Genomic DNA, 24,161 nt, shown 5'->3' with positions numbered 1-24,161 from the left:
ACGATGCGGATCGAGCTGGAGGTCGCCGACCGCGCCGAGGCGCAGCGGATCGTCCACGCCTCCGGGGCGGCTGGCATCGGCCGAGCGACGACGCCGTGCTGGCCGAGGTCGAGCGGCGCGGCAGGACGGCGTCGGGCGGGCCCGAGTGCGCGGGGATGACGAACGGACGGCCCGTCCTCCTCAAGTTCGACGTCGAGGTGTATCCCGAGACCTGACCGCCGGCATGCCAGCCGTCCTCCACAGAATTTCCCACAGATCGAACGCCTGTTCGATCAAGTGTCGGTGGAGGCTGGTTGACTTGCTCCATGACGACAGGCCAGGGCATCGCCGCCTCGCGGCTGGACGGTGCCCTGGACGCGGCCGCGGACGCACAGGCCGCGGTCAACGCGGCGGCGGGTCGGCGCACGGTCGCGCTGGCCGAGGTCGTCGCGGCGGCGACGGCGGTCCCGGAGGCGATGCTCGACGTCACCGTGGAGCGCGTCGGGTCGGCGACGGCGGAGCGCCGCGGTTCGGTCGCGCACCGCGCGCTGGTGGCGGAGGTGGCGTGCGCGCTCGGGGTGAGCGAGCATGTCGCGCAGGGGTGGCTCGCGGACGCGGACGTCCTGACCTCGAAGGCGACCGCGACGCTGGACGCGCTGTGCGCGGGGGCCATCTCCTATCAGCACGCGTCGAAGCTTGCGGACGCCGTCGCCGACCTGCCTGCCGCGGTGGCCGCGCAGGTCGAGCGGGCGGTCCTGGATCGGGCTCCCGCCCTGACGGCGGCGCGGTTCGGGGCACTGGCCCGCGCGGCCCGGGACCGGCTGCAGCCGGTGCCCGCGGAGGTCCGCTACGAGGCCGCGGCCCTGCGCGCGGACGCGTGGGTCGACGATGGCAAGGACGGGATGTCCTGGCTGACCGCGCACCTGCCCACCCCGGTCGCCCACGCGATCCACGACCGGTTGACCCGCACCGCCGCGCGCGCCAAGGACGCCGGGGATCCACGCGGGGTGGGGCAGCTGCGCGCCGCCACGCTGACCGCCCTCCTGCTCGGCGACGAGGGGCGCGGCCCCGCAGGCCGGGCGCCCGATCGGCTCCCTCCAGACCTGCTCCCACCCGAACCACCCCCACCCGGCCCTCCACCGGACCTGCCGCCGGACCCGTTGGCCACGCTGGCGCGCGCGATCCGTCCCGTGGTGCACGTGACGGTGCCGGTCACCACGCTGGCCGGCACCGGCGAGGGATCCGGGTTGCTGGACGGCACGACACCGATCGACGCGGAGACCGCCCGACACCTGGTCGCGCGCGCCCCCACGCTCCGGCGCGTACTGACCGACCCCGTCATGGGCGCCATGCTCACCGTGGACCGGCGCAGCTACGTCGTGCCCACCGACCTGCGCGCCTTCCTCACCCAGCGCGACCTGACGTGCCGGTTCCCCGGCTGCCGCGTGCCCGCACGCCGCTGCGACGTCGACCACACCACCGCCTGGGCCGACGGCGGCGCCACCGACGCGGGCAACCTCGCCTCGCTGTGCCGCAAGCACCACACGCTCAAGCACGAGTCGCGCTGGCAGGTCGAACAGCTCGACCACGGCGTCCTGGCCTGGACCTCACCCCGCGGCCGCACCTACCTCATCAGCCCCGGCACCGCCGACCACACCCTCGACCACCTGGACGAGTGGGCCACCGCAGCCGAGCATCTCGCACGCGAGTCCGCGACCGAGGCGCCGGTGTCCGACGGGGCGGGGTACTTCCCTCCCTCAGCACCACTGGCACCCGAACCTGGGCTGCCACCCTTCTGACGGTCGGCTCAGTCCGCGCCGGGCGGCCCGTCCAGCACGGTCGGGGCGTACTCGAGCAGCGTGAGGCGGCCGTCGAGGGTCCGGCTGTCGAGGAGCTCGAGGCGGACGTCCGGCCAGCCGTCGTAGAGCCGGTCGTGGCCGGTCGCACCGTTGACGACGGGGAAGACGACGACCCGCACGCGGTCGACGAGTCCCGCCCGCAGCAGGGAACGGCACAGGCTGGGGCTGCCGATGGTCCGGAGCGGGACGTCGTCCTGCTTCATCGCACGCACGCCCTCGACGGCGTCACCCGCGACGAGGGTGGTGTTCGCCCAACCCAGCGGCTCGGTGAGCGTACGGGAGAACACGATCTTGGGACGGGCGGTGACCTCGGCCATCTCCTCCTCGCCGGTCTCCGCGAACTCGGCGAACATCCGGTAGGTCGTGGCGCCCAGCAGGGTCGTGAACTCCTGCCGCCCGTCCTCCTCGAGGAACGCGAAGTAGTCCGGCCCGCCCATCCCCCACAGGCCGGGCCACCCGTCGGCGGATCCGAACCCGTCGAGCGAGGTGATGTAGTCGATCATCAGGTCGGCCATCGTCGGGCCCTCCTCGGCCGCTGGGCACTCCTGGTCGCCCCCAGTATCGGCGCGGCGGCTGGTCGTCGCGCGCCGCCTGACCGGTCAGCCCGGCAACGACGCGCGGAGCGCCGCCATGAACGCGTCGTAGTGGCTGTACCAGACGGAGTGCGCCGCCCCCGGCACGTCGCGCACCACGACCCCGTCCCGCGCCAGCGCCGCCGCGTCCTCGTCGGTGACGAACGCGCTCGGCGACGCCCGGATCACGACGGCACCGTCCGGGAGCGGCCACGCACCGTCGGCGGAGGAGGCGACGGCCGCCCCGGTCTCCGGGTCGAACGCGTCCGCCGCCGCGGCCTCGACGCGCACGTCCTCGTCGCCGTAGTGCGGCCGGGTGCGACGCAGCTCGTCCGCGGTGCGGGCGCGCCGGTCGCGGGCGTAGCCGGCGAGCAGCGCCGCCCGGGCACCACCACCGTGGAACCGGGGCACGGCGTCCACCAGCACGGTCCGCGCGGGCCGCAGCTCCTCGCGCGCGGCGGCCAGCACCACCCCGCCGAAGGAGTGGCCGACGGCGAGCCCGGGGGCGACGACGGTCCTCGCGCGGAGCGTCGCGACGACGGCACGCGCCGCCCGCGGCACGGTGAGCCGCGGGTCGCGCGGGGACCGGCCGTGCCCGGGCAGGTCGGGCGCGAGGACCCGCCAGCCGGCCTCCGCGAGCGCAGGTCCGACCCGCCACCAGGAGTCCGCGGACCCCATGAAGCCGTGCAGCAGCACCGCGGTGCGGTCCCCCTCGCCCCACTCACGCACGCGCAGGAGGTCGGTCATCCGGCCGCGGCGATCCAGTAGCGCCGCTTCGTCTGGTCGCCGCGCGTGCGCACGTCCTCCAGCACGCCGCCGCACGCCTCGATGACGGCGGCGGAGCCGACGTTGTCGACGTCGCAGGTGACGAGCACCCGCTCGACGCCGCCCTCGGCGAGGAGCTCGACGGACTGCCGCAGCATCGCCGTCGCGTACCCCCGGCGGCGGTGCTCCGGCGCGACCGCGTACCCGACGTGCCTGCCGATCGCGCGCAGGTAGTCGGTGAGCTCGTGCCGCACGGACACCCGGCCCACGGGGACGCCGTCGACCTCGGCGACGAGGAAGTCGCACCGCACCCGCCCCGGGGCGAGGTCCTCCCCGAGCGACTCGCGACGCACGGCCGCGATCACCTGCTCCCACGTCCCGCCGTGCTGGAGGAACGTGAACCCGTCCGGCGCGAGCTGGTCGTGCATGCGCCGCAGCGCGGCCTCGTCGTCGAGCCGTGGAGGGCGGAGCGTCAGCGTCATGCGGACGATGATCGCCCACGCGTCACCCCGGCAGCACCTCGTCGTCGCGGTGCGCACCATAGAGCTCCGACTGGCGGCGCATCAGCTCGCGCATCGGCACGTCGCGCCCCACGCCGTAGACCGTGCCGGGGAAGTCGAGCTCGCGCTGCACGGCCCAGATGTCGTCGTGCCGGTCGGGCGGCAGGATCTGCGCGGGGTCGCCCACCGCGACCCAGCCGATCGGGACGAGCGCCCCGGGCGGGAGCACGGTGTTGACCTGCACCACCCCGTGGATGCGCACCTCGGCCCCGGTGCCGATCCGGCTGCCGGGGAACAGCGCGGCCCCGGTCGCGACGAACACCTCGTCCTCGACCGCGCTGCCGTTGACGTGGGCGTGCGGGCCCACCAGGACGGCGGCACCGATCCGCGCGTCGTGGCCGGCCCGCCCGCGGACGAGAGCGTGCTCCATGACCACGCTGTCCTCGCCCACGACGACGGCGCCGTCCTCGGCGCTCAGGACGGCGCCGTGCAGCACGCGGGCCCCGGCCGCGACGGTCACGTCCCCGACGAGCACGGCGGTCGGGGCGACCCACGCGGTCGGGTGGACGGACGGGGCGACCCCCCGGTGGCGGACGAGCACGGCCTGCTCCCCTCGATCGCGGTCAGCGTCCTGGGGACGATAGCTCAGCGGCCGACGAACACCCCGGCGAAGAACTCGGCGAGCTCGTCGGTGGCGTCGAGCGGCAGCACGTGCGCCACGTACTGGTCGGGGCGCACGACGACGACCACGCCGTCGCGGGACAGCTCGCGCTCCGCGAAGATGTCGCCCGAGGTCCACACGGTGGGCCCGGCGGCGTACACCTTCTCCCAGTCGGCGAGCCCCAGCGGGCCGGTCCGGGGGCGGAACACGTCGGGCACGGCCGCGAGGTCGACGTCCTGGAAGGCCTGCTGGTAGACGACCTTCACGTCGAGGACGGCGTCGACGTCGGACCCCTCGGGGGTGAACCGGGCCAGGGGCGACCCGGGCGAGGCGAGCCAGGCCGCCCAGGCGTCCAGGGCGGAGCCCTCGCTCGGCGCGGCGGCGTCGGCGAACGCGTAGACCCGCCACCGGCCGTCGGCCTTGGCATGGTGCCCCAGGTGCACGGCGTTGCCGTCGCAGACGCGCGTCACCTCGGCGGACTTGAATCGCTTGCCGAGCGGGAACCCCGCGGCCAGCTCCTGCCGGGCGGAGCCTCCCACGATCGCCGACGGCTCGTACCGCGTCATGAACCCGGACGGGAACTCGGACGTCGCGAGGTAGTAGTGGGCCAGCTCCTGCGGGTCGGAGATCTCCTCGGGCTTGCGGGCCATGAGGCTGGACCACTCGCGGTCGAAGTCGATGAGCTGCTGCGCCACGGGCTGCCGCTCGGCGGAGTACGTGGCCAGGAGCGACTCGGGGCTGAGGCCCGTGAGCACGGACCCGAGCTTCCAGCCCAGGTTGAACCCGTCCTGCATGGACACGTTCATCCCCTGCCCGGCCTTGGCGCTGTGCGTGTGGCAGGCGTCGCCGGTGAGGAAGACGCGCGGGGTGCGGTGCTCCTCGCCGTCGGGCACGTCGTCGAACTTGTCGGTCACGCGGTGGCCGACCTCGTACACGCTGTGCCAGGCCACCTCCTTCACGTCGAGGGCGTAGGGCGTGAGGATCTCGTTGGCCCGCCCCACGATCTCCTCGATCGGCGTGCTGCGCACCCGGTGGTGGTCGTCCGCGGCGACCTCGCCGAGGTCCACGTAGACACGGCAGAGATACCCGCCCTCGCGGGGGATGAGCAGGATGTTCCCGGCCTCGGAGTTGATCGCGCACTTGGTGCGCCAGTCGGGGAAGTCGGTGTTGACGAGCACGTCCATCACGCCCCAGGCGTGCGCCGCGAGCTCGCCGACGTGCTTGCGCCCGATCGCCTCGCGCACCGCGCTGCGGGCGCCGTCGCACCCGGCGACGTACCTGGCCCGGACGGTCCGCTCCTCCCCCGCGCGAACGCCGCCCACGTACCGGACGCGCACCTCGACGGGGCGCTCGTCCCCCTCGTGCACGGTGAGGCCGACGAACTCCACGCCGTAGTCGGGCACGATGCGGGCGGGGCCCAGCGCGGCGGCCTCGGCGAAGTAGTCGAGCACGCGGGCCTGGTTGACGATGAGGTGCGGGTACTCGCTGATCTTGAGGCCGTAGTCCTCGGTGCGCGAGGTGCGCACGATGTGCTTCGGGTTCTCGGGGTCGGGGCCCCAGAAGTTCATCCAGCCGATGTTGTAGGCCTCGGCGATGATCCGCTCCGCGAAGCCGAAGGCATCGAAGGTCTCGACGCTGCGCGGCTGGATGCCGTCGGCCTGGCCGAGCACCAGCCGGCCCTCGCGCCTCTCGATGAGGCGGGTCGTGACGCCGGGGTACCGCGACATCTGCGCGGCGAGCAGCATGCCCGCCGGGCCCGAGCCGACGACGAGCACGTCGACCTCGTCGGGCAGCTCGTCGGGCCGGTCCACGCCGGTGCCTGCGGGCGGCAGCACCCGCGGGTCGCCGGAGACGTAACCGTGGTGGTGGAACTGCACGAGCTCTCCTCATCGTCGTCGATGCGCGACCCGACCTCCGTGTCGAGCGTGGCGTTCGCTGCGATCGCGTTCTATATTCGAACACGACGTTCTACTATTGAATCCAGCGTAACCCACCGGAAGGACGACGATGCCCGACGCCGGCCCACCCCCGTCGCAGACCCTCAGCCGCGGCATCCGCATCCTGGAGGTCCTCGCCGACGCCCGCGCGCCCCTGACCATCGACGACGTCGCCGGGCTGCTCGGGGTGCACCGCTCCATCGCCTACCGGCTGCTGCGCACGCTGGAGCACCACGGGCTCGTGGTGCGCGACGCGAACGGCGGCGTCGCGCTCGGCGCCCGCATGGCGGCGCTCGCCGCGGGCGTGGCCCACGACCTGCAGGCCGAGGCGCTCCCCGAGCTCACCGCCGTCGCGAACGAGCTGGGGATGACCTGCTTCCTCGCCGTCCTCGACCACGACGAGTGCGTGACCCTCGTCAGCGTCGAGCCGCGGCACGCCGTCGCGCCCGTGGCGCAGCGGCCCGGCACCCGGCACCCGGTCACGGTCGGCGCGCCCGGCAAGGCGATCCTCACGCTGCTCCCCCGTGCGCAGTGGCCGGCGGACGCGCCCGAGGGGCTGATCGCCACCGTCGCCCAGGCCGCGGAGCGCGGCTTCGCCACCAGCCACGACGAGGTCATCCCCAGCCTCGAGTCGGTCGCGGTGCCGCTCGCGCTGCGCGGGCGCGGGCCGGCGGCCGTCGCGGTGGTGCACGTCGCCAGCCCGATCGACCACGAGCAGATCGCCGCGCGCCTCACCGCGTCGGCGAGCGCCGTGCGGGAGGCCCTCGGCGGCTGAGGGCCGGACACCGTCGCCTGGCAGAACCGACGCCGGCCATGCATGGTGGCTCAGGGCGACCATGCACCGCGGAGCCCGCCGTCCCACCGAGGAGCGAGGTGTCCATGAGTGCTCGTCCCCCCGTCCCCGCCCGGCCCCGCCGGATCCTCGCGGCCGCCGGAGTCTGCGCCGTCCTGCTCGCCCCGGTCGGCGCGGCGCCCGTGGTCGCCGCTCCGCAGGCGCCCGAGCGCTCGGAAGCGGCCGCACGGCCCGTCGAGGGACCGCTGGCCCTGGGCATCGGCCGCCAGAAGAGCTCGTCCACGACGCTCCGGCACTACCTGAGCTGGGCACGGGCCTACGGGTTCCGGGTCTCCGAGCACCCGTTGTACGGCGGCGTGACGCGCGGGGCGCACTCGAAGAGCTCCTGGCACTACGACGGCCTGGCGGCGGACCTCAACTACGGCCCCGCCGGAGCGCCCTCCTCGGAGCGCTCCCGGGCGCGGACCGCGATCAAGGTGGCGGACTCGATGGGCCTGGGCGTGATCTACGCGCGGGACGGGACGGTCGGGTCGGCCGCCAGCCACCGCAACCACGTGCACGTCGACGTCGGCACGACGTCGAACTACGGCCGCGGCACCGTGCTCGCGCCGGCCGGCTCGCGCACCACGCAGCGGCTGCAGGAGGTGGCCCACTTCCCCCTGGCCCAGCGCGACAACCTGTGGGGCGCGAACACCGACCAGCGCCTGCAGGCGATCCGCGCCGCCTCCCGCATGCACGGCACGAAGTTCCCCTACGGCGTGAAGACGGCGCAGCGCGCCGTGGGTGTCACCGCAGACGGCAAGTGGGGCCCGAAGTCCCGTGCCGCGCACGACAAGGCCGTCGCCGCGCTGCAGCGGGTGCTGTCCGTGTCCGCGACCGGGACGTGGGGCCCGGCCACCGAGAGCAAGTACCTGAGCGTGCGCAAGAACCTGCGGTGACCGGGCCGGTCCGGCGGCGCCGGCGTCAGGCCCTCGAGATTCCGTAGACCGGGCTGGCGGCCTGCTCGTCCTCGTGCTCCGGGCCGAGGGGGATGCCGGTGCGGTCGCGCAGCAGCAGCGTGGCGGCGAACGCCACCACCATGACGCCGGCGACGTAGAAGGCGACGGACGTCGCGGTGCCCGTCGTCTGCACGAGCCAGGCCGCGATGGTGGGCGCGAAGGCGCCGCCCAGGATGGCGCCGATCGCGTACGTGATGGACACGCCGGAGTAGCGGATCGACGCGGGGAAGAGCTCCGCGAAGTATGCGGCCTGCTGGCCGTAGGTGAACCCGTTGCCGACGGCGAACAGCGACACACCGAGGAACAGCAGCCAGGGGTTGCCGGTGTCGACCAGCGGGAACAGCAGGAACACGGTGGCGAGGAACGCCAGCCAGCCGATGATGTACGTGTTCCGGCGCCCGATCCGGTCGGAGACCGCGCCGGCGGCGAAGGTGCACGCGAGCCACACGACGGACGCGCCCGCGACGGCGAGGAGCACCGGCGTGCGGTCCATGCCGACCAGGCCGCCCTCGGTGAGCGGCGTCGTCGCGTAGTTCTGCAGGTAGCCGCCGGTGGTCATGTAGCCGGCGGCGTTGTTGCCGGCGAACGTCAGCGCGGCGAGCAGCACGAGCAGCCAGTGCTTGCGGAACAGGGTGAGGATCGGCGTCTTGGCGGCGGCCTTCTTCTCGGCGATCTCGAGGAAGACGGGGCTCTCCTCGACGGACCGCCGCACGACGATCCCGACGACGATGAGCACCACGCTCAGCAGGAACGGGATGCGCCAGCCCCACTCGACGAACGCGTCCCCCGGGGAGATCACGCCGGTCATGAGGGCGAGCATGCCGGAGGCCAGCAGCAGGCCGATGGGGACGCCGATCTGCGGGAACGCGCCCATGCGGCCCCGCCGGCCGTCGGGGGCGTGCTCGACGGCCATGAGGACCGCGCCGCCCCACTCGCCGCCGGTCGACAGCCCCTGCACGATGCGCAGGAGCACGAGCATCGCGGGCGCCGCGATGCCGATGGACTCGTACGTGGGCAGGACGCCGATGAGCGTCGTCGCGCCGCCCATGAGCATGAGCGTGACGACGAGCATCGCCTTGCGACCGATCTTGTCGCCGAAGTGGCCCGCGAGGAACGCGCCGAGGGGTCGGAACAGGAAGCTGATCCCCACGGTCGCGAACGACAGCAGGGTGGCCGCGCCGGGACCGGCGGGCTCGAAGAACAGCGTGCCGAACACGAGGCCGGCGGCGCTGGCGTAGAGGAAGAAGTCGTACCACTCGATGGTGGTGCCGATGACGGTCGCGAAGGCGACGCGTCGGAGCTCGCGACGTGCGGTGTCGCTGGGGACGGCTGCGGTGCCGGTGGTCATGTCCGGAAGACCTCTCTGTCAGTCCGCGGGGGTGGTGCAGTTCGCGAGATCGTATATCATCCGAGATACGACATGACAGCCTCGACCGACAGTGGGGTGCCCGTGGTCACCGACGACCAGCCCAGACCCGGCAAGATCATCGCCGTCCACCTGAACTACCCGTCCCGCGCAGCGCAGCGGGGCCGGACGCCGAGCCAGCCGTCCTACTTCCTCAAGCCCGGCTCGTCGCTCGCCGCGACGGGGGACACGATCGAACGGCCGCTCGGCACGGAGCTCCTCGCCTTCGAGGGCGAGGTCGCGATCCGCATCGGCACCGCCGCGCGCTGGGTCTCCCCCGCCGACGGCTGGTCCCACGTCGACGCCGTCACCGCGGCCAACGACTTCGGCCTCTACGACCTGCGCGCCGCCGACAAGGGCTCCAACCTGCGCAACAAGGGCGGCGACGGCTACACGCCGCTCGGCCCTCGCTGGATCCCCGCGTCCGACGTCGACCCCGCAGGCCTGCGCGTGCGCACCTGGGTGGATGGCGAGCTCGTCCAGGACGACTCCACCGGCACGCTGCTGTTCGACCTCGGCCGCCTCGTCGCGGACCTGTCCCAGCACCTCACCCTGGAGCCCGGCGACGTGATCCTCACCGGCACGCCGGCGGGGTCGTCGGTCGTCGGGCCGGGGCAGGTCGTCGAGGTCGAGGTGGACGCCCCGGAGGCGCCCGGCGCCCCGACCAGCGGCCGCCTCGTCACGACGGTCACCGCCGGCACGCGCACGTTCGGCGACTTCGGGTCGAAGCCGGCGGTGGACGACACGCAGCGGGCCGAAGCCTGGGGCACGCCGGCCCCCGCGCCCGAGCCGGCCTTCACGCTCACGGACGCGATGCGCGAGCGGTTCGCCGGCGTCGCCGTGGCCACCCTGTCGGCGGCGCTGCGCAAGCGCGGCTACACCGACGTCTTCGTCGAGGGCGTCTTCGGCAACCACCCCGGCGACCGGTTCGTCGGCACGGCCCGCACGCTGCGGCTGATCCCGTTCCGCCCCGACCTGTTCGCCTCCCACGGCGGCGGCTTCAACGCCCAGAAGCACGCGTTCGACGCCGTCGAGCCCGGCGAGGTCATCGTCGTCGAGGCCCGCGGCGAGCGCGGCACCGGCACCGTGGGCGACGTGCTCGCGCTGCGAGCCCACGTCCGCGGTGCGGCCGCGATCGTCACCGACGGCGGCGTGCGCGACGCCGACGCCGTGGCCGAGATCGGCATCCCCGTCTTCTCCCAGGGCCCGCACCCGTCCGTCCTCGGCCGCAGGCACGTGCCGTGGGAGACCGACGTGACCATCGCGTGCGGCGGCGCCGCGGTGCAGCCGGGCGACGTCGTCGTGGGCGACGGCGACGGCGTCCTCGTCATCCCGCCGGCACTCGTCGAGGAGGTGCTCGCCGAGGCCGAGGCCCAGGAGGCCGCCGACGCCTGGGTCGCACAGCAGGTCGCCGCCGGCGCGCCCGTCGACGGGCTGTTCCCGATGAACGCCGAGTGGCGCGCCCGCTACGAGCGCGAGACGGCCGGGGGTGCCGGATGAGCACCCCGGCCACGGTCTCCGTGAGCAAGTCCCAGCGGGCGTACGCCTACCTGCGCGAGCGGATCGAGGACGGGCGCTTCGTGCCCGGCTACCGGCTGGTGCTGGCGCAGCTCGCGGGCGAGCTCGACATGTCCGTCGTCCCGGTGCGCGAGGCGATCCGCCGCCTCGAGGCGGAGGGCCTGGTGACGTTCGAGCGCAACGTCGGCGCGCAGGTCGCCCTCCTCCAGGAGACCGAGTACCAGCACACGATGGAGACGCTCGCGCTGGTCGAGGGCTTCGCCACCGCGCTGTCCGCGCCGCACCTGTCCGCCGCGCAGCTCGACGCCGCGCGCGCGGTCAACGAGCGGATGCGCCGCTGCCTCGCCGACTTCGACCCGCACCGGTTCACCGAGCTCAACCTCGAGTTCCACGCGGTGCTGTTCGAGCCCTGCCCCAACCCGCACGTCCTCGACCTCGTGCACCGAGGCTGGCGGCGCATGACCGTGCTGCGCGACTCGTCGTTCTCGTTCGTGCCCGGCCGCGCGCGCGAGTCGGTCGCCGAGCACGACGGGATCCTCGACCTGATCGGCGGGCTCCGCGAGGGCCGCACGACCGCGCTCGACGTCGAGCTCGCCGCCCGCCACCACCGCACCAACACCCTCGACGCCGTGCTCGCCCGCCAGGCGTCCCACCGGCACGACCCTTCGGAGAAGTGATGACCGAGCAGACCACGCAGCAGACGCACCGTCCCGCAGACCTGCCCACCGCGATCCGGCACTACATCGACGGCCGCTTCGTCGACTCCCTCGACGGCGCCACGTTCGACGTCCTGGACCCGGTCTCGAACGAGACGTACCTCCAGGCCGCCGCGGGCAAGAAGGCCGACGTCGACGCCGCCGTCGTCGCCGCCCGACGCGCGTTCACCGAGGGCCCGTGGCCGAAGATGCTCCCCCGGGAGCGCTCGCGGGTGCTGCACCGGATCGCCGACCTCGTGGAGTCGCGCGACGCCCGCCTCGCCGAGCTGGAGTCCTTCGACTCCGGCCTGCCGATCACGCAGGCGCTCGGACAGGCACGACGGGCCGCCGAGAACTTCCGCTTCTTCGCGGACCTGATCGTGGCGCAGGCCGACGACACCTACAAGGTGCCCGGCCGCCAGATCAACTACGTCAACCGCAAGCCGATCGGCGTCGCCGGGCTCATCACGCCGTGGAACACGCCGTTCATGCTCGAGTCGTGGAAGCTCGCGCCCGCGCTCGCCACCGGCAACACCGTGGTGCTGAAGCCCGCGGAGTTCACGCCGCTGTCGGCGTCCCTGTGGGCGGGGATCTTCGAGGAGGCCGGGCTGCCCCAGGGCGTGTTCAACCTGGTCAACGGCCTGGGCGAGGAGGCCGGCGACGCGCTGGTCAAGCACCCCGACGTGCCGCTCATCTCCTTCACCGGCGAGAGCAGCACGGGCCGGCTGATCTTCGGCAACGCCGCCCCGTACCTCAAGGGCCTGTCGATGGAGCTCGGCGGCAAGTCCCCCGCCGTCGTCTTCGCCGACGCCGACCTCGACGCTGCGATCGACGCGACGATCTTCGGCGTCTTCTCCCTCAACGGCGAGCGCTGCACGGCCGGCTCGCGCATCCTCGTGGAGCGCGCCGTCTACGACGAGTTCGTCGAGCGGTACGCCGCCCAGGCGAAGCGCGTGCGCGTCGGGTACCCGCACGAGAAGGACACCGAGGTGGGCGCCCTCGTGCACCCGGAGCACTTCGACAAGGTCATGAGCTACGTCGAGCTCGGCAAGACCGAGGGCCGGCTCGTCGCGGGCGGCGGCCGCCCAGACGGCTTCGAGACGGGCAACTTCGTGGCCCCCACGGTCTTCGCGGACGTGAAGCCCGACGCCCGGATCTTCCAGGAGGAGATCTTCGGCCCGGTCGTCGCCATCACGCCGTTCGACACGGACGCCGAGGCGCTCGAGCTGGCCAACGACACGAAGTACGGCCTGGCCGCCTACGTCTGGACCGACGACCTCAAGCGGGCCCACAACTTCTCCCAGGCCGTCGAGGCCGGGATGGTCTGGCTGAACTCGAACAACGTGCGCGACCTGCGCACCCCGTTCGGCGGCGTCAAGGCGTCCGGCCTGGGCCACGAGGGCGGCTACCGCTCCATCGACTTCTACACCGACCAGCAGGCCGTGCACATCACGCTCGGCAAGGTCCACAACCCGACCTTCGGCAAGCACTGACCGCCCGAGACGACCAGCGAGAGACCAGCAAGGACGCTGCCATGACGCACCTGAACGACCGCACCCTCACCTCCTCGGGCTTCTACGTGAGCCAGGAGGCGCCGATCACCTGCGACAACCCGACCCCGACGCCGGCGAGCCCCGCGCCCGACATCCTGCGCTGCGCGTACATGGAGCTCGTCGTCACCGACCTCGCCGCGTCGCGCGAGTTCTACGTCGACGTGCTGGGCCTGTACGTCACGGAGGAGGACGAGCAGAGCATCTACCTGCGCTCCACCGAGGAGTTCATCCACCACAACCTGGTGCTGCGCCAGGGCGAGGTCGCCGCCGTCGCCGCGTTCTCCTACCGCGTGCGCACGCCGGAGGACCTCGACAAGGCCGTCGCCTTCTACGCCGAGCTCGGCTGCGAGGTGCGCCGCGAGCCGGGCGGCTTCACGAAGGGCATCGGGGAGTCGGTGCGCGTCCTCGACCCGCTCGGCTTCCCGTACGAGTTCTTCTTCCAGACCGAGCACGTCGAGCGGCTGTCGTGGCGCTACGACCTGCACACCCCCGGCGAGCTCGTGCGTCTGGACCACTTCAACCAGGTGACCCCGGACGTGCCGCGGGCCGTGAAGTTCATGCAGGACCTGGGCTTCCGCGTCACCGAGGACATCCAGGACGACGAGGGCACCGTCTACGCCGCGTGGATGCGCCGCAAGCCGACCGTGCACGACACCGCCATGACCGGCGGCGACGGCCCGCGCATGCACCACGTGGCGTTCGCGACGCACGAGAAGCACAACATCCTCGCCATCTGCGACAAGCTCGGGGCGCTGCGCCGCTCCGACGCCATCGAGCGCGGCCCGGGCCGGCACGGCGTCTCGAACGCCTTCTACCTGTACCTGCGCGACCCCGACGGGCACCGCGTCGAGATCTACACGCAGGACTACTACACCGGCGACCCGGACAACCCGGTCGTCACGTGGGACGTGCACGACAACCAGCGCCGCGACTGGTGGGGCAACCCCGTCGTGCCGAGCTGGTACACCGAGGCGTCCCTCGTGCTGGACCTCGACGGCACCCCGCAGCCCGTCGTCGCGCGCACCGACGACTCCGAGATGGAGGTGACCGTCGGCGCCGACGGGTTCTCCTACACCCGCAAGGGGGACACGGAGCAGGGTTTCAAGCTGGGGGCCACGCTGTGACGGGGGCTGTGACGGGGGGCGACGGCGAGCGCACCCTCGACGACGACGCCGTCGTCGCCGTCGCCGACGAGCTCGCGGAGGCGGACCGCACCCGCACCCCCGTGCCGCTGCTCACCGCGCGGCACGAGGGCATGACGGTGGCCGACGCGTACGCCGTGCAGCGCACCTGGCGCGAGCGCGGCGAGGCGCGCGGCCGCCGCGTCGTCGGGCACAAGATCGGCCTGACGTCGAAGGCCATGCAGGCCGCGACCGGCATCACCGAGCCGGACTACGGCGTCATCTTCGACGACATGGTGCTGGAGTCCGGCAGCGTCGTGGAGCACGCCCGGTACTCGAACGTGCGCGTCGAGGTGGAGCTCGCGTTCGTGCTCGCGTCGCCGCTCGAGGGCCCCGGGATCACCGTGACCGACGTGCTGCGCGCCACCGACCGCGTCGTGCCCGCGCTGGAGATCCTCGACGCCCGCGTCGAGATGCCGGGCCGGACCATCGTCGACACCATCAGCGACAACGCCGCGATGGGTGCCATGGTGGTGGGCGGGCGGCCCGTGCGGGTCGACGACGTCGACCTGCGCTGGGTGTCCGCCCTGCTGTACCGCAACGAGACCATCGAGGAGACGGGCGTCGCCGCGGGCGTGCTGGGGCACCCGGCCGCCGGCGTCGCCTGGCTCGCGAACAAGCTGGCGGCGCACGGCGACTCGCTCGCCGCCGGCGAGACCGTCCTGGCCGGGTCGTTCACCCGCCCCACGTGGGTGCACCCCGGCGACACCGTGCACGCCGACTACGGAACCCTGGGGGCCGTGACATGCCGCTTCGTCTGACCACCGACCGCTCGCTCGCCGCGATGCTCGCCGAGGCCGGGGACGAGGGGCGTCCCCTCGTCGGTGCCTGGTCGTCGATGGGCAGCCCCGTGGCGGCGGAGCTCCTCGCCGGCAGCGGGCTGGACGTCGTGCTGGTCGACGGCGAGCACGGGCCGAACGACCTCACGACCGTGCTCGCGCAGCTCCAGGCCACCGCCGCGTACCCGGTCGCGACGCTCGTGCGCGTGCCGTCCGGCGACCCGGTGGGCCTCAAGCGGGTGCTCGACCTCGGCGCCACGAACGTCCTGGTGCCCATGGTCGACTCCGCCGCCGAGGCGGAGGCCGCGGTGCGCGCCGTCCGGTACCCGCCGGCCGGGGTGCGCGGTGTCGGCAGCGCGCTCGCCCGCTCGTCGCGGTGGGCCCGCGTGCCCGGCTACCTCGGCGGGGCGGACGACGGCATCACGCTCGTCGTCCAGCTCGAGACCCGCGCCGCGATCGACGACGCCGCGGCCATCGCCGGCACGGACGGCGTCGGCGCCGTCCTGATCGGCCCCGCGGACCTCGCCGCGTCGCTCGGCCACCTCGGGCAGCAGGACCACCCCGAGGTCGTGGACGCCGTGCTCCGCGCGATCGCCGCGTGCCGCGTGGCGGGCACGCCCGTCGGCGTCAACGCCTTCGACCCGGCCATGGCCGACCGCTACCTCGACGCCGGGGCGGCCTACGTCGTCGTCGGCGCCGACGTCACCCTGATCGCGCGCGGCTCCGAGCAGCTCGCCGCGCGCGTCGCCTCCCGCACCACGACCGCGCACACCAAGGACGGTGGAACCCGATGACGACGACCAGCCCGATGACGACGATCCCGGCCGGCTCGACCAGCGTGGAGGCCCCGACCGGCCTCCTGATCGGCGGGGCGTGGCGCGACGCGTCCGACGGCGGGTCGTTCGCCGTCGAGAACCCGGCCACGGGCGAGACGCTGACGCACGTCGCGTCCGCGACGAGCGACGACGCCCGCGCCGCCCTGGACGCCGCCGCGGGCGCGCAGGCCTCGTGGGGCGCGACCCCCGCCCGCGTGCGGGCCGAGATCCTGCGGCGCGGGTTCGCCCTCGTGCAGGAGCGCCGCGAGGACCTGGCGCTGCTCATGACGCTCGAGATGGGCAAGCCGCTCGCGGAGGCGCGCGGCGAGGTGACGTACGGCGGCGAGTTCCTGCGCTGGTTCGCCGAGCAGGCCACGCACGACGACAGCCGGTACGCGCACACCCCGGAGAACACGCTGCGGATGCTGGTGCAGCGCCGCCCCGTGGGCCCGTGCCTGCTCATCACGCCCTGGAACTTCCCGCTCGCGATGGCCACCCGCAAGGTGGCACCCGCCGTCGCCGCCGGCTGCACCATGGTGCTCAAGCCGGCCCGCCTGACGCCGCTGACGTCGCTGCTGTTCGCGCAGCTCATGGTCGAGGCCGGTCTGCCGGACGGCGTGCTCAACGTGGTGCCGTCGGCGTCCGCGTCGTCGGTCAGCGAGCCGCTGATGGCGGACCCGCGGCTGCGCAAGGTGTCGTTCACCGGCTCCACGCCGGTCGGTCAGAACCTGCTGCGCGCCGCCGCCGGCACCGTGCTGCGGACGTCGATGGAGCTGGGCGGCAACGCCCCGCTCGTCGTCTTCGAGGACGCCGACCTGGACGCCGCCGTCGACGGCGCGATGGCCGCCAAGCTGCGCAACGGCGGCGAGGCCTGCACCGCCGCCAACCGGTTCTACGTGCACGAGTCCGTCGCCGACGAGTTCGTCTCCCGGCTCGCCGACCGCTTCCGCGCCGTCGTCGTCGGGAACGGCCTGGACGACGGCACCACGCTGGGCCCGCTCGTCGAGGCCAAGGCCGTGGACTCGGTCGCGGCCCTCGTGGACGACGCCGTCGCGCGCGGCGCGCAGGTCGTCGTCGGCGGCTCCCGCGTCGACGGGCCGGGCCACTTCTTCCAGCCCACCCTGCTGCGCGACGTCCCCGCCGACGCCCGCTGCATGACGGAGGAGATCTTCGGCCCCGTGGCCCCGGTCGCGACGTTCCGCACCGAGGACGAGGCCGCGGAGCTCGCGAACTCCACCGAGTACGGGCTGGCGTCGTACGTGTTCACGTCCGACGTGCGCCGCGGGCTCGCGTTCGCCGAGCGCCTCGAGTTCGGGCTGCTGGGCCTCAACGCCGGCGTCATCTCCAACGCGGCCGCGCCGTTCGGCGGGATGAAGCAGTCCGGCACCGGCCGCGAGGGCGGGTTCGAGGGCATCGCCGAGTACCAGGAGACGCAGTACGTCGGCATGCCGCTCTGAGCGCGAGGTAGTACGGGAATCCGCGAGGTAGTACTACCTCGCGGATTCCCGTACTACCTCGGCATTCTGCGTACTACCTTGCGGTGCTCAGCCCCAGACGAGCCCCCGCGCCGGGTCCTCCAGCACCTTCGCGACGTCGGCCAGGTAGCGGGCGGCGAGCTCGCCGTCGACCAGGCGGTGGTCGACGGACAGCGCGAGCTGCGTGACCCACCGCGCCTTGATCTTGCCCTTGTGCACCCACGGCTGCTTGCGGATGGCGCCGAACGCGAGGATGCCCGCCTCACCAGGGTTGAGGATCGGCGTGCCCGTGTCGGTGCCGAAGATGCCGACGTTGGTGATGGTGATCGAGCCGTCCGCCATGTCCGCGGGCTGCGTGCGGCCCGCGCGCGCGGTGGACGTGAGGGTCGCGATCGCCTTCGCCAGGCCGAGCAGGTCGAGGGTGTGCGCGTCCTTGATGTTCGGCACGACGAGGCCGCGCGGCGTCGCCGCCGCGATCCCCAGGTTCACGTAGTGCTTGTAGACGATCTCCTGCGCGCCCTCGTCCCAGCTCGCGTTGATCTGCGGGTGCCGGTTGACCGCCAGCAGCATCGCCTTGGCGGCGACGAGCAGCGGCGTGACGCGCACGTCCGCGAAGTCGCGGTCCTCCTTCAGGCGCGCGACGAGCTTCATCGTCTTCGTGACGTCGATCGTCTGGAAGACCGTGACGTGCGGCGCCGTGAACGCGCTGGCCACCATCGCCTCGGCCGTGCGCTTGCGCACCGACTTCACCGGCACGCGCGTCTGGCGGCCGTCCTGGCTGACCGTGCCGGAGGCGAGCCACGGCCTGTCGTCGTCGGGGTAGGTGGCGAGGGACTTCGGGGCGGCACCCTCGTGGTGCGCGACGACGTCCTCCCGCGTGACGATCCCGCCCGGTCCCGTGGGGTGCACCGACGCGAGGTCGACGCCGAGGTCCTTCGCCAGCTTGCGCACCGGCGGCTTGGCGAGCACGCGGGTGCTCTGCGCGCCGGGCGCCGCCGGCACGCTCGCCATCGGCTTCTCGATCGCTGGGGCGGCCGGGGCGGGGGCCGGTGCGTCGACGTCGAGGGGAGCGCCCGAGGTCGACGTCCCGGACATCGACGTCGGGCGCTTCGCCTCGACCTCGGCGGCCGGGGCGGCAGCGCGCCGCCGTCGTCGGCCACCGCCCGCGCCGTCGCCGGTGCCGTACCCGACCAGCACGGAGCCCGAGCCCTCGCCCGACGTCTCCTCGGCGGCCGCGGCAGGCGCGTCCGACGACCCGCCCGACGGCGCTCCGGCGGGGGCGTCGGTGGTGATCTCGATGATCGCCGTGCCGACGTCGACGGTCGTGCCCTCCTCGGCGAGCAGCGCCGTGACGGTGCCCGCCCACGGCGACGGCAGCTCGACGAGCGACTTGGCGCTCTCGATCTCCACGAACACCTGGTTGACGGCGACGGTGTCGCCGACGGCGACCTTCCACTCGACGATCTCGGCCTCGGTGAGGCCCTCGCCCACGTCCGGCAGCGGGAAGCGCTGGGTCGTCATCGTTCTCCTCAGGTCCGCTCTCAGTGGGCCAGCACGCGGTCGACGGCGTCCACGACGCGGTCGACGCTCGGCAGGTACTCGTGCTCCAGCTTCGCGACGGGGTACGGCGCGTGGAAGCCGCCCACCCGCAGGACGGGGGCCTCGAGGGAGTAGAAGCACTCCTCGCTGACGCGGGCCGCGACCTCGGCGCCGGAGCCGAGGAACGTCGGCGCCTCGTGCACGACGACGCAGCGCCCGGTCCGCTTCACCGACTCCGCGACGGCGGTCACGTCGAGCGGCGAGATGGCGCGCAGGTCGACCACCTCGGCGCTGGTGCCCTCGGCGGCCAGCGTGTCGGCCGCCTTGAGCGCCGTCGCGACCGTCGGCCCGTAGGCGACGAGTGTGACGTCGGTGCCCTGGCGGGCGACGCGCGCCCGGTTGAGCACGTCGGCGCCGCCGGCGGCGGCCACCGTCGGGTAGGGGCTGGTCGTGACCTCGCCCTTGGACCAGTAGCGGCCCTTCGGCTCGAAGAACAGCACCGGGTCCGGCGACGCCACGGCGGCGCGGATCATGTCGTACGCGTCCTGCGGGGTGGACGGCGAGACGACGCGCAGGCCCGGCGTGTGCGCGAACAGCGCCTCCGGGCTCTCCGAGTGGTGCTCCACCGCGCCGATGCCGCCGCCGTAGGGGATGCGGATGACGACGGGCACCTGCAGGCGGCCGCGCGAGCGGTAGTGCATCTTCGCGAGCTGCGTCGTGATCTGGTCGTAGGCCGGGAACACGAAGCCGTCGAACTGGATCTCGCACACCGGCCGGTAGCCGCGCAGCGCCATGCCGATCGCGGTGCCGACGATGCCGGACTCCGCGAGCGGGGTGTCGACCACGCGGTCCTCGCCGAAGTCCTTCTGCAGCCCGTCGGTGACACGGAAGACGCCGCCGTTGCGGCCGACGTCCTCGCCCATGACGAGCACCTTGCCGTCCGACTCGAGCGCCGAGCGGAGTCCCTCGGTGATCGCCCGGGCGAACGTCAGGGTCTGCGGGGTTGCTGAGGTCATCGGGCCGCCCCCGTCGTCTCGTTCGTCTCGTTCTCGTACTGCTCGAACCACGCCCGCTCGGCCTGCACCTGCGCGTGCTCGGTGGCGTACACGTGCTCGAACATCGCCGTCGCGGGCGGGGCGCCCAGCTCTCGCACCTCGGTGCGCAGCCGCTCACCGAGGGCGTCGGCCTCGCGCTCGATGCCGGCCGCCCAGCCGTCGTCCCATGCACCCTCGGCGCGCAGGAGCGCGGCGAGGCGGTCGATCGGGTCGCGGCGGGCCCAGTGGTCCTCCTCGGCGCGGGCCCGGTATCGGCTCGGGTCGTCGGAGGTGGTGTGGGCGCCCATGCGGTACGTGTACGCCTCGACGAAGGTGGGGCCGCCGCCGGAGCGGGCGCGCTCCAGCGCCTCCGCGGTCACGGCGTAGCAGGCGAGGACGTCGTTGCCGTCCACCCGCACGCTGGGGATGCCGAACCCCTCGCCGCGCTGGTAGAGCGGGGCGCGCGACTGGCGCGACGTCGGCTCCGAGATGGCCCACTGGTTGTTCTGCAGGAAGAACACGACGGGCGCGTTGTTCACGGCCGCGAAGACGAGCGCCTCGCTGACGTCGCCCTGGCTCGTGGCGCCGTCGCCGAAGTACGTGACGACGGCGGCGTCGCGCGCCGCGTCGCCGGTGCCGACCGCGCCGTCGCGCTGCACGCCCATCGCGTAACCGGTCGCGTGCAGCACGTGGGAGCCGATGACGAGCGTGTACAGGTGCACGTTGTGCTCGTTCGGGTCCCAGCCGCCGTGGTCCTCGCCGCGGTACAGGCGGAGGCGGTCGACCGGGTCGACGCCGCGCGCCTGGAGCACGCCGTGCTCGCGGTAGGAGGGGAACACGTAGTCCTGCGGCGACAGGGCGTACGCCGACCCGACCTGGGCGGCCTCCTGGCCACGGCCCTGCGCGTACAGCGCGAGCTCGCCCTGCCGCTGCAGGGCCGTGGCCTCGTCGTCGAACCGTCGCGTCAGCACCATGTCGCGGTACAGGGCGCGCAGGTCCTCGGAGGTGAGGTGGTCGACACGCGAGCGGTAGGTCGCGTTGTCGGGTTCGACGACACGCTCGCCGGTGGGCGAGACGAGCTGGACCAGGGGGTCGACGTCAGCAGGCGCGACGTCGGCGGGCACGTCGACAGGCATCTTGTCGGGCTCGCCGGTGGTGTGCTGCGGCACGCGGTCTCCTTCGCTGACGGCCCCTGAACGGGGGCTGGGCTGCTCCGGCACGGAGGAGGTCCCGGCGCACCGATCGGCGCCACCGGAACCTACGCCTTCGTAGCCTACGCCAGCGTAGGTTGCCGTCCAGGGGGCAGACCCCCCGACGGCGGTGCCAATGTCCCCCCGGTCGTTTTGGAGGATTCCTCCAAGCGTGCCGGGCGGTCGACCGCGCCCGCGCAGGTCAGCGCGGGTACCCCTGCCCCGCCCGCAGCGCGTCCCGCTCGCGCAGCACCGGCCACCGCGAGAAGGCGAACACGAGGAACATCACCACGTTGAGGATCGGCACGATCCCGACCAGGACCCACCAGCCCGAGTAGCCGGCCTTCTGGATGATCCGGATGTACGCGATCAGGAAGATGACGGCCACCGCCAGGTAGACGATGATCGCGGCCGTGCCGAACAACCATCCGTAGTCGTCGGCGAGCTGGTCGTAGTCCACGTTCTCCATGGCGGGGAGTCTTCCGCCGCTGGGCGGCACCGCAACCGGAGCCGTGTCGGTGGTGCGCGCGATGCTCAGGACACATCTCGACGAAGGGACCCGCCCATGAACGCGCAGTCGACGCCGACGCCGGTCAACCCGCCTTCGCTGCACCAGAACCCCGCGTTCGCGTGGGGGATGATCCTGCCCGCCGGCCGCACGCTCTACGTGGGCGGGCAGAACGGCACCGGCCCCGACGGCGCCCTCGTCGAGGGCGGCCTGGGACCGCAGACCGAGGCTGCCCTGCGCAACGTGATCGCGGTGCTGACCGAGGCCGGCACCGACGTGGAGCACGTCGCGAAGCTGACGATCTACCTCGACCCCGCCGTCGACCCGAACGAGGCCTACGCCGCCTCCGGACGCGTCTGGCGCGCGCGCACCGCCGTCACCGTCCTCGCCGTCGCGCCAGCCCGCCCCGGCGCGCTCGTCGAGGTCGAGGCCGTCGCGACCGTCCCCGAGGGCTGACGAGCACGAGCCGCCGCCCGGCCGCCTGAGATCGGTCATCCGCGACGGGATCGGTCCGATGGATGACCGATCGTGTGCCGGATGACCGATCTCGTGGCCGGCGGATGGCAGGCTCAGGGCGTGACTGCCACCACCGGCCGCGCGGACGCCGCCGACACCGCCGCCCACGGCTCCGCCGTCGACACCCTCGTCCATCTGCGCGCGGACGGCGTCAGTGTGCTGGTCGACGCCCGCGGCGGCGAGCTGCCCGCCGTCGTGCACTGGGGCGACGACCTCGGCCCGCTGACCGCCGACGATGCGGCCGCCGTCGTCGAGGCCGCGGCCGCCCCGCTCGTGAGCAGCGGCCCCGACGAGCCGACCCGGCTCGCGCTCGTGCCGGAGCCGCGCACGGGCTGGCTCGGGCGCCCGGGCATCGTGGGCGAGCGCGACGGCGGCGCCTGGTCGCCGCGCTTCACGACCACCGTGGCGACGCTGTGCGGCGGCACCCTGGCCGCCGGCCTCACCGAGGGCGGCGCCGGGGCGCTGCGCGTCGAGGCGACTGACCCGGTCGTGGAGCTCACGCTCGTCCTCGACGTCGAGCTCACCGTCGACGGCGTGCTGCGGACGCGAGCCGCCCTCCGCAACGACGGCCGCCTGTACCGGCTGCACGAGCTCGCCGTCGTCCTGCCCGTGCCGCCTCGGGCGCGGGAGGTCCTCGACCTCACGGGCCGGTGGGGCAAGGAGCGGGTGCCGCAGCGGCACGACCTCACGGTGGGGACGCACCTGCGCGAGGGCCGCCGCGGCCGCACGGGCTTCGACGCCGCCACCGTGCTGACCGCGGGCGTCCCGGGCTTCGGCTTCGGCCACGGAGAGGTGTGGGGCCTGCACGTGGGCTGGTCGGGCAACCACCGGCACTGGGCGGAGCGGCTGCCCACGGGCGACCAGGTGCTGGGCGGCAGCGAGCTGCTGCTCGCCGGCGAGGTGACCCTCGGCGCGGGCGAGGAGTACGAGACGCCGTGGATCTACGGCGTGCACGGCCACGGCCTCGACGCGCAGGCCGCGCGCCTGCACCGGATGCTCCGCCGCCGCACGGCGCACCCGCGCAGCCCGCGCCCGGTGACCCTCAACGTGTGGGAGGCGGTCTACTTCGACCACGACCTCGCGAGGCTCACCGCGCTGGCCGACGCCGCGGCGGAGCTGGGCGTCGAGCGGTACGTGCTCGACGACGGCTGGTTCCGCGGCCGCCGGGACGACACCCGCGGCCTGGGCGACTGGTACGTCGACGAGGAGGTGTGGCCCGACGGCCTGGACCCGATCGCGGACCACGTGCACGGTCTCGGCATGCAGTTCGGGCTGTGGTTCGAGCCCGAGATGGTCAACCTCGACTCCGACCTGGCGCGCGCCCACCCCGACTGGGTGCTGACCGCCGGCGGCCGGGTGCCGGTGCCGTCGCGGCACCAGCACGTGCTCGACCTGTCGAACCCCGACGCCGCCGCCTTCGTGCTGGAGCGGATGAGCGCGATCATCGGCGCCCACGGCGTGGACTACGTGAAGTGGGACCACAACCGCGACCTCGTCGACCCGGGCTCCGGCCAGGCGTGCACGCCCAGACGCTCGCCGCCTACGCGCTCATGGCCGAGCTGCGGCGGCGGCACCCGGGCCTGGAGATCGAGTCGTGCTCGTCGGGCGGCGGCCGGGTGGACCTCGGCGTCACCGAGCACACCCAGCGCGTCTGGGTGTCCGACGTGACCGACCCCCTGGAGCGCCAGCAGATGCAGCCGTGGACGGCGCAGCTGCTGCCGCTGGAGTACCTGGGCGCGCACGTCGCGGCGGACGTCAGCCACCAGACCCGCCGCGCGCACTCCCTCGCCTTCCGCGCGGCGACCGCCCTGTTCGGCCACTTCGGCATCGAGTGGGACCTCACCCGCTCGACGCCCGAGCAGCTCGCCCACCTGGCCGGCTGGATCGAG

The 24,161-nt window shown here is 73.7% G+C and carries 21 protein-coding genes and 1 pseudogene; 12 read left to right on the top strand and 10 right to left on the bottom strand.

Annotated elements, in window-relative coordinates; genetic code table 11:
- Positions 1-305: 305 nt before the first annotated feature.
- The gene (locus tag ACH443_RS00460) at positions 306-1,778 is read left to right on the top strand and encodes a DUF222 domain-containing protein (RefSeq protein WP_430589171.1); all 1,473 of its coding nucleotides are present in this window, start codon (positions 306-308) and stop codon (positions 1,776-1,778) included.
- A gap of 8 nt (positions 1,779-1,786) precedes the next feature.
- On the opposite strand, the gene ACH443_RS00455 is transcribed toward ACH443_RS00460, so the two are convergent.
- From ACH443_RS00455 to ACH443_RS00435, 5 genes are all read right to left on the bottom strand, one after another.
- Entirely contained in the window at positions 1,787-2,353 is a 567-nt protein-coding gene (locus tag ACH443_RS00455) for a dihydrofolate reductase family protein (RefSeq protein WP_430589170.1), read from the bottom strand.
- An 84-nt stretch (positions 2,354-2,437) separates the two neighbouring features.
- A complete protein-coding gene (locus ACH443_RS00450) occupies positions 2,438-3,157 on the bottom strand; it encodes an alpha/beta fold hydrolase (protein WP_429765619.1) in 720 nt (239 codons plus the stop codon).
- The gene (locus tag ACH443_RS00445; protein WP_430589169.1) at positions 3,154-3,657 is read right to left on the bottom strand and encodes a GNAT family N-acetyltransferase; all 504 of its coding nucleotides are present in this window, start codon (positions 3,655-3,657) and stop codon (positions 3,154-3,156) included. The genes ACH443_RS00450 and ACH443_RS00445 overlap by 4 nt, the downstream gene beginning before the upstream one ends.
- 22 nt (positions 3,658-3,679) lie before the next feature.
- Positions 3,680-4,276 carry a gamma carbonic anhydrase family protein gene (locus tag ACH443_RS00440; RefSeq protein WP_429765615.1) on the bottom strand — a complete coding sequence of 199 codons (597 nt, stop codon included), beginning with the start codon at positions 4,274-4,276 and terminating at the stop codon, positions 3,680-3,682.
- Positions 4,277-4,320: 44 nt separating this feature from the next.
- Entirely contained in the window at positions 4,321-6,213 is a 1,893-nt protein-coding gene (locus ACH443_RS00435; protein ID WP_430589168.1) for an FAD-dependent monooxygenase, read from the bottom strand.
- Between the two features lie 130 nt (positions 6,214-6,343).
- Here ACH443_RS00435 and ACH443_RS00430 point away from each other — a divergent pair, with 130 nt between their 5' ends.
- Together ACH443_RS00430 and ACH443_RS00425 are read left to right on the top strand one after the other, a co-directional pair.
- Positions 6,344-7,048: an IclR family transcriptional regulator gene (locus ACH443_RS00430; RefSeq protein WP_429765612.1), complete on the top strand. Its 705-nt coding sequence runs from the start codon at positions 6,344-6,346 to the stop codon at positions 7,046-7,048.
- Positions 7,049-7,152: 104 nt separating this feature from the next.
- Entirely contained in the window at positions 7,153-8,004 is an 852-nt protein-coding gene (locus ACH443_RS00425) for a hypothetical protein (protein ID WP_429765611.1), read from the top strand.
- A gap of 25 nt (positions 8,005-8,029) precedes the next feature.
- Here the strand turns inward: ACH443_RS00425 and ACH443_RS00420 are convergent, their stop codons facing one another.
- Positions 8,030-9,412 (bottom strand): MFS transporter, encoded by a 1,383-nt coding sequence (locus ACH443_RS00420; protein WP_430589167.1) that lies wholly within the window; start codon positions 9,410-9,412, stop codon positions 8,030-8,032.
- A gap of 72 nt (positions 9,413-9,484) precedes the next feature.
- Here ACH443_RS00420 and ACH443_RS00415 point away from each other — a divergent pair, with 72 nt between their 5' ends.
- From ACH443_RS00415 to ACH443_RS00385, 7 genes are read left to right on the top strand one after another with little or no spacing between them, the layout of a single operon-like run.
- Positions 9,485-10,969, top strand: coding sequence for a fumarylacetoacetate hydrolase family protein (locus ACH443_RS00415; protein WP_430589166.1), 1,485 nt, complete (start codon positions 9,485-9,487; stop codon positions 10,967-10,969).
- On the top strand, positions 10,966-11,664 hold the full coding sequence (locus tag ACH443_RS00410) for a GntR family transcriptional regulator (protein ID WP_429765607.1): 699 nt from the start codon (positions 10,966-10,968) through the stop codon (positions 11,662-11,664). Before ACH443_RS00415 ends, ACH443_RS00410 begins: the two co-directional genes overlap by 4 nt.
- Positions 11,664-13,175, top strand: coding sequence for a 5-carboxymethyl-2-hydroxymuconate semialdehyde dehydrogenase (gene hpaE / locus ACH443_RS00405; protein ID WP_430589165.1), 1,512 nt, complete (start codon positions 11,664-11,666; stop codon positions 13,173-13,175). The genes ACH443_RS00410 and hpaE overlap by 1 nt, the downstream gene beginning before the upstream one ends.
- Positions 13,176-13,216: 41 nt before the next feature.
- Complete coding sequence (gene hpaD / locus ACH443_RS00400; protein ID WP_430589164.1) at positions 13,217-14,359, top strand: 3,4-dihydroxyphenylacetate 2,3-dioxygenase; 1,143 nt, start codon at positions 13,217-13,219, stop codon at positions 14,357-14,359.
- An 8-nt stretch (positions 14,360-14,367) separates the two neighbouring features.
- The gene (gene hpaH, locus ACH443_RS00395; protein ID WP_430556318.1) at positions 14,368-15,177 is read left to right on the top strand and encodes a 2-oxo-hept-4-ene-1,7-dioate hydratase; all 810 of its coding nucleotides are present in this window, start codon (positions 14,368-14,370) and stop codon (positions 15,175-15,177) included.
- Positions 15,162-15,989: an aldolase/citrate lyase family protein gene (locus ACH443_RS00390; protein WP_430589163.1), complete on the top strand. Its 828-nt coding sequence runs from the start codon at positions 15,162-15,164 to the stop codon at positions 15,987-15,989. The genes hpaH and ACH443_RS00390 overlap by 16 nt, the downstream gene beginning before the upstream one ends.
- Positions 15,986-17,467: an NAD-dependent succinate-semialdehyde dehydrogenase gene (locus ACH443_RS00385; RefSeq protein ID WP_430589162.1), complete on the top strand. Its 1,482-nt coding sequence runs from the start codon at positions 15,986-15,988 to the stop codon at positions 17,465-17,467. Before ACH443_RS00390 ends, ACH443_RS00385 begins: the two co-directional genes overlap by 4 nt.
- Before the next feature lie 87 nt (positions 17,468-17,554).
- Here the strand turns inward: ACH443_RS00385 and ACH443_RS00380 are convergent, their stop codons facing one another.
- The 4 genes from ACH443_RS00380 to ACH443_RS00365 all read right to left on the bottom strand — a co-directional run bounded on the left by ACH443_RS00380 (position 17,555) and on the right by ACH443_RS00365 (position 21,717).
- A complete protein-coding gene (locus ACH443_RS00380) occupies positions 17,555-19,006 on the bottom strand; it encodes a dihydrolipoamide acetyltransferase family protein (RefSeq protein WP_430589161.1) in 1,452 nt (483 codons plus the stop codon).
- A 20-nt stretch (positions 19,007-19,026) separates the two neighbouring features.
- Positions 19,027-20,040: an alpha-ketoacid dehydrogenase subunit beta gene (locus ACH443_RS00375; protein WP_429765596.1), complete on the bottom strand. Its 1,014-nt coding sequence runs from the start codon at positions 20,038-20,040 to the stop codon at positions 19,027-19,029.
- Positions 20,037-21,194 (bottom strand): pyruvate dehydrogenase (acetyl-transferring) E1 component subunit alpha, encoded by a 1,158-nt coding sequence (gene pdhA, locus ACH443_RS00370; RefSeq protein ID WP_429765785.1) that lies wholly within the window; start codon positions 21,192-21,194, stop codon positions 20,037-20,039. The genes ACH443_RS00375 and pdhA overlap by 4 nt, the downstream gene beginning before the upstream one ends.
- Before the next feature lie 256 nt (positions 21,195-21,450).
- Positions 21,451-21,717: a DUF805 domain-containing protein gene (locus ACH443_RS00365; RefSeq protein ID WP_429765594.1), complete on the bottom strand. Its 267-nt coding sequence runs from the start codon at positions 21,715-21,717 to the stop codon at positions 21,451-21,453.
- Positions 21,718-21,813: 96 nt separating this feature from the next.
- Here ACH443_RS00365 and ACH443_RS00360 point away from each other — a divergent pair, with 96 nt between their 5' ends.
- Together ACH443_RS00360 and ACH443_RS00355 are read left to right on the top strand one after the other, a co-directional pair.
- Positions 21,814-22,212 carry a RidA family protein gene (locus ACH443_RS00360; protein ID WP_430589160.1) on the top strand — a complete coding sequence of 133 codons (399 nt, stop codon included), beginning with the start codon at positions 21,814-21,816 and terminating at the stop codon, positions 22,210-22,212.
- A gap of 81 nt (positions 22,213-22,293) precedes the next feature.
- Positions 22,294-24,137, top strand: a pseudogene (locus ACH443_RS00355) (alpha-galactosidase); the annotation flags it as partial.
- Positions 24,138-24,161: the final 24 nt, after the last annotated feature.

It is taken from the genome of Isoptericola sp. NPDC019571 (assembly GCF_044389385.1).
Lineage (GTDB): Bacteria > Actinomycetota > Actinomycetes > Actinomycetales > Cellulomonadaceae > Isoptericola > Isoptericola nanjingensis.
The sequence above is the reverse complement of the archived record's forward strand: the minus strand, read 5'-3'. Positions and strand labels throughout refer to the sequence as shown.